Origin of the sequence: Pseudarthrobacter sp. NKDBFgelt (assembly GCF_046097905.1) — a bacterium.
In the GTDB taxonomy this organism is placed as follows: Bacteria; Actinomycetota; Actinomycetes; order Actinomycetales; family Micrococcaceae; genus Arthrobacter; species Arthrobacter polychromogenes.
Genome location: NZ_JBJURL010000133.1, coordinates 1 through 5181, shown reverse-complemented (window position 1 = coordinate 5181; position 5181 = coordinate 1). Strand labels below are relative to the sequence as shown.

Below are 5181 nucleotides of genomic sequence, written 5' to 3'. Positions count from 1 at the left end.
CTACCGGCGCGCGGCCCGCGGCATCAACGAGCGCTACCGCACCCACGGCCCGCCTCATGCGCGCGAACGCTACCTCAGCGAGGCGGAACTGGCCCCGCTGCTTGAGGCGCGCGGAGAGGCCGTGGCGCAATTCGTGCGCAGCCTCGATACCCGCGGGTTCCTGCTGGACAACGGACTCAGCGCCGCGGAGCTTGACGCCGTCCGGGCCTTATGCGGAGCGGGGGTGTCCCGATGAGGGGGCGCAGCGTCCGCCGTTTCCTTTCCCTCGGCGCGGCGGCGGGCGTCCTCGCATCCTCCGCTGTTGTGGCTGCGCCGGGCTGGGCTGTGGTTGCTCCGGGCCCGGATGCCGGCGCCGTCCCGGGCTCGGGCAGTTCGTTCCTCTCGGACGCCGCCCTTGCCGATGCCGTGCAGCGGGACCTCGGCCTCACCCCGGAACAGTTCGCCGCCGCTGGGGAACTCGGTACCCGGGCCGCAGCCGCGGCCGGGCAGCTCCGGGCCGTCCCCGGTTATGCGGGCACCCGGCTCCAGGAGGGGCAGATCGTGGTGTCCGGAACAGGTGCCGAACTCCAGGGCGCGGTTGCGGCGCTCGCTCCCGGCATCCCGGGCCTTGTTCTGGAGGCGCCGACGGCCGACGGCTCGGTGCCTGCTTTGCCGGATTCTGTTTCACCGAACCCCGCCGCGCCGAACCCCGGCTCCGAGCTGGCGCTGAGCACGGAGCAGCTGTTCCAGGCGTACGTGGCCGACGTGGGGCTGCAGGGGCTGCAGGCGGTGGTCACCTCCGGCGGAAAGTTCGTCATCCGGACCGGTGGCGTCAACGCGCCGGAAGCGGCCCCGTACGGAACCGGTGCCGCGGCTGCAGAGGTCAGGAGCTCCGAAGCGGGCCACGCCGGTAGGAAATCGCCGGCGGAGTTTGTTGCCCGGTTCGCCAACGTGGAGCTCGACGACGGCACGCCGCTTGCTCCGGAGGCCGACGTTCCCGGGGGAGTGGGCTACATCGCCGACACCGGCTGGATCTGCTCCACGGGCTTTTCGGCGTTTGACCCGTCAGGCCTGCCAGCCGTCCTGACGGCAGGGCACTGTGCCTCGGACGGGGCGGCGGAAACGGCGGAGCTGGAATTCCAGTTCAACCGGACCGGGCTGCTCGGGAGGTTCGGTTTCAGCCAGTTCGGCGGCCCCGGCAACAGCCCGGTCCTGCGCCCCGGGAGCGTGGATGACCCGCTGCAGCCGGACGACCCGGGCAACGTGGGAACCGATATCGCGGTGGTCGAATCCCTCCGTGCGGACCTGGACCCGCTGCCGGCAGCGAGCACCTGGGGCGACGCGTCCCAGCCGGAACCCGACGTCAAGATCATCGGCACAGCCGAGCCCGTGGCAGGGATGCCAGTGTGCCGTTCGGGGCGGACTTCGGCCTGGTCCTGCGGCATTGTGGATGCGGTGGGGATCTTTGTGGTGCCCGGGCCCGGCTACGCCGCGGACCCCAACGACCTGCGGGCGCTTAACGGCTTCCTGTCCTACGGCGTCCAGTCCAGCGGCGGTGATTCCGGCGGCCCGTATGTCAGCGGCAACTATGCCGTGGGCACCCATGCCGCCGGAGACACGCCTGATAAGCAGGGCAACGTGGTAAAGAATTTCGCCGTCGGGGCCACCCTGGCGGACAGCCTGGCCGTGCTGCCCGGCTACCAGCTGGAACTCTTCCTGAACACGCCTTCGGTGTCCTCTCCCGCGCCCGGCACCACCTATGAACCGGGGCAGGTCATCAGCGGCACCGTCGCTGCGGCCCCTGCCTCTGCCGTGGCTGCAGGCTCAAAAGTCCGGATCACCGTCCGTGAGCAGGACTCCTTTGATGTCCCCGTCAACGCAGACGGAACCTGGAGCTTCCCGGCGCCGGAGGGCAAGGAAACACTCCGGTTTGCCGCGGAAACGGTCAACGGGTTCAGTGTCTCCGGTGCTGCGGACTTCGAGTTCGCCGCCGCTGCCCCGGAAGAACCGGCCCCGGAAGAACCGTCCCCGCCGGGGCAGCCGGAGCCGGAAGAGCCCCCGGCCAGCCCGTTGCCCGCCCCGGCTGACCCGGCCCCGGCTGACCCTGCCCCGTCGCCGACGGAATCCTCCCCGGCTGGCCAGGACGCCGTCGTCGTACCTGCGCCTGCCGCCACCCCTCCCGCGGACGCGTCAGGCGCCTACTTCCGGGACCGTGCCAGCGGCGGCCTGGCGTACACGGGTGCCAACGCACTTCCCGCAGCAGGCGCGGCCGCGGGGGCGATCGCCGTCGGAACCTTGTTGATGGCACTCGTCCGCCGCCGGAGGCAGCGCACGCCGGAGTAACGGCGCCAACTGACAGGCCAACAGGCTACTTGTGGCGCCGCATCAGCAGGTTGGTGATGCGGAGGGTGCAGAGCCGCTGGCCGGCCTCGTTGGTGATGAGCACCTCGTGGGTGGTGAGCGTGCCGCCCAGGTGGATGGGCGTGGCCGTGATGGTGATCTGCCCCTCCCGCGCGGAGCGGTGGTGGGTTGCCGAAACGTCCACGCCCACCGCCGTCTTGCCCAGCGTGCTCGCATGGATCACGGCCGCCCAGGAACCCACCGCTTCACCCACGGCCAGTGACGCCCCGCCGTGGAGCAGCCCGAATGACTGCCGGTTCCCCTCCACAGGCATGGTGGCCACCACGCGCTGGACGGACTCCTCAATGATCCTGACGCCCATCTTCTCGTCCAGTTCGCCGAGGGTGATCTTCCACAGCTCGTGCGCCGAAGGCTTGCTCTCGGCAGCATCCATGGGTGATGGGGCGCTCATAAATTCTCCTTTTGGTGGCCGAATACCGTCCTGGCCTTCTAGTGTGCAGCACGGCACTTCATGTATGGTGAATATATTACCGAACGGACGGTCAGTAATGGCTCGTCCTGTTTGCCTGCCCCTTTGTTGGAAGGACCCGTCAACGATGACCACCACAGCCACAGCTCCCCAGGCCACGGTCGACACCGTGGAGACAGTGCCCAGCTTCATCATGGATTCGTGGTGGACGCCCGACGCCGGAGCGGCAGCTTCCGCAACGCCGGTCCGGGACGCGAGCACGGGGGAGGTCCTGGCCAAAGTGAGCACCGAGGGGCTGGACCTGGCCGCCGTCGTTGACTATGGCCGCACCACCGGCCAGGAGGAACTCGGCCAGTTCACCTTCCACCAGCGCGCCCTCAAGCTCAAGGAGCTGGCGCAGTACCTCAACGCCCGGCGCGAGCACTTCTACGCCTTCTCCGCCCAGACCGGCGCCACCAAGGTGGACTCGATGATCGACATCGACGGCGGCATCGGTGTCCTTTTCACATTCGGGTCCAAGGGCCGCCGCGAGCTGCCCAACTCCCAGGTGGTGGTGGACGGGCCCATGGAGGTGCTGTCCAAGGACGGGTCCTTCGCCGGCGAGCATATCTACACCCGCATCCCCGGCGTGGCCGTGCAGATCAACGCCTTCAACTTCCCCGTCTGGGGCATGCTGGAGAAGTTCGCCCCGGCCTTCCTTGCCGGCGTCCCCACCATCGTCAAGCCCGCCACTCCCACCGGGTACGTGGCCGCGGCAGTGGTCAAGGCCATCGTCGAATCGAACATCCTTCCCAAGGGCTCGTTGCAGCTCATTTCCGGCTCCGTCCGCGGCCTGCTGGATGTCCTGGACTACCGCGACCTGGTGGCCTTCACCGGTTCCGCATCCACGGCCCTGTCCCTGAAGTCGCACCCCAACGTGGTGCAGGGCGGAGTCCGGTTCACGTCGGAGACCGACTCCCTCAACGCCGCCATCCTCGGGCCGGATGCCGTGGAGGGAACCCCGGAATTCGACGCGTTTGTGAAGTCCGTGGTCACGGAGATGACGGCGAAGGCGGGCCAGAAATGCACCGCCATCCGCCGCGCCATCGTGCCGCAGGAGATGGTTCCGGCTGTCTCTGCCGCCATCGGCAAGCGCATCCAGGAGCGTGTGGTCCTCGGCGACCCGCGCGCGGACGGCGTCACCATGGGCGCGCTCGCCTCGGTGGAACAGCTCAAGGACGTGCGCGCCGCCGTCCAGACGATGCTGGACAACGGCGGTGAGCTGGCCTATGGGACGCTCGATTCGCCGTCGGTCACGTCAGCGGACGGATCCACGGGCGTGGTGGACGGCGGCGCGTTCATGGCGCCCGTCCTGCTGAACTGGCAGGACCCCGAAGCGGAGGAAGTCCATTCCCTGGAGGCGTTCGGTCCCGTGTCCTCGGTGATCGGGTACAAGGACGTTGCCGACGCCGTGCGCCTCGCCGCCCGCGGCGGCGGCTCCCTGGTGGCCTCGGTGTGCACCAACGATCCCGCTGTGGCCCGCGAACTGGTGACCGGCATCGCCGCGCACCACGGCCGTGTGCTGATGCTCAACCGCGAGGACGCCCGTTCGTCGACGGGCCACGGTTCGCCCGTACCGCACCTGGTCCACGGCGGGCCCGGCCGCGCCGGCGGCGGTGAGGAACTGGGCGGTATCCGTTCGGTGATGCACCACATGCAGCGCACCGCCATCCAGGGTTCACCGAACATGCTCACCGCCGTCACGGGTGTGTGGCACGCGGGCGCGGACCGCAACTTCACTGTTGAGAGTGAAGGGACGCACCCGTTCCGGAAGTCCCTGGAGACGCTGCGGATCGGCGACGCCGTTCGGTCCGACCTGCGCCAGGTCACCCTGGAGGACATCACCGCCTTCGCCAACTCCACCGGCGACACGTTCTACGCCCACACCAACCATGAGGCGGCGGAAGCCAACCCGTTCTTCCCGGGCATCGTGGCGCACGGCTACCTCCTGCTGGCCTGGGGTGCCGGGCTGTTCGTGGAGCCGGCTCCGGGGCCGGTGTTGGCCAACTACGGGCTGGAAAACCTGCGGTTCATCACTCCCGTGGCGGCGGGCGACTCCATCCGGGTGACGCTCACCGCCAAGAAGATCACCCCGCGCGAAACCGACGAGTACGGCGAGGTGGCCTGGGACGCGGTGCTCACCAACCAGAACGACGAGATCGTGGCCACCTACGACGTCCTCACCCTCGTAGCCAAGTAGCCCCGCACCCAAGACGCACCTGGGCACCCTCTCTCACTTACCGCCCGTTTTTGTGTGACCCTCGTTACCTTTTTCGTAGCCCGTTTCCTGTTGCAGGATGAGGGTGTGCTGGCCTGCCGGTCCTGGGCATGAT

At 68.8% G+C, this 5181-nt stretch carries 3 protein-coding genes and 1 pseudogene; 3 read left to right on the top strand and 1 reads right to left on the bottom strand.

What is annotated here, in order from left to right; genetic code table 11:
• Positions 1–235, top strand: a pseudogene (locus ACKAE7_RS20415) (protein-tyrosine-phosphatase); the annotation flags it as partial.
• Positions 232–2322, top strand: a complete 2091-nt coding sequence (locus ACKAE7_RS20410) for a S1 family peptidase (protein WP_408980151.1) — start codon at positions 232–234, stop codon at positions 2320–2322. The pseudogene ACKAE7_RS20415 and the gene ACKAE7_RS20410, both read left to right, overlap by 4 nt.
• 25 nt (positions 2323–2347) lie before the next feature.
• Here ACKAE7_RS20410 and ACKAE7_RS20405 read toward each other — a convergent pair whose 3' ends face one another.
• Entirely contained in the window at positions 2348–2791 is a 444-nt protein-coding gene (locus ACKAE7_RS20405) for a PaaI family thioesterase (RefSeq protein WP_408980150.1), read from the bottom strand.
• A gap of 145 nt (positions 2792–2936) precedes the next feature.
• Between ACKAE7_RS20405 and paaZ the strand changes: the two genes are divergently transcribed.
• Positions 2937–5048, top strand: coding sequence for a phenylacetic acid degradation bifunctional protein PaaZ (paaZ, locus tag ACKAE7_RS20400; RefSeq protein WP_188812673.1), 2112 nt, complete (start codon positions 2937–2939; stop codon positions 5046–5048).
• Positions 5049–5181: the final 133 nt, after the last annotated feature.

What these genes read in the sequence shown, in the direction of transcription:
- ACKAE7_RS20410 (WP_408980151.1), top strand. Translation starts at nt 232, where the DNA reads ATGAGGGGGCGCAGCGTCCGCCGTTTCCTTTCCCTCGGCGCGGCGGCG.
- ACKAE7_RS20405 (WP_408980150.1), bottom strand. Translation starts at nt 2,791, where the DNA reads ATGAGCGCCCCATCACCCATGGATGCTGCCGAGAGCAAGCCTTCGGCG.
- paaZ (WP_188812673.1), top strand. Translation starts at nt 2,937, where the DNA reads ATGACCACCACAGCCACAGCTCCCCAGGCCACGGTCGACACCGTGGAG.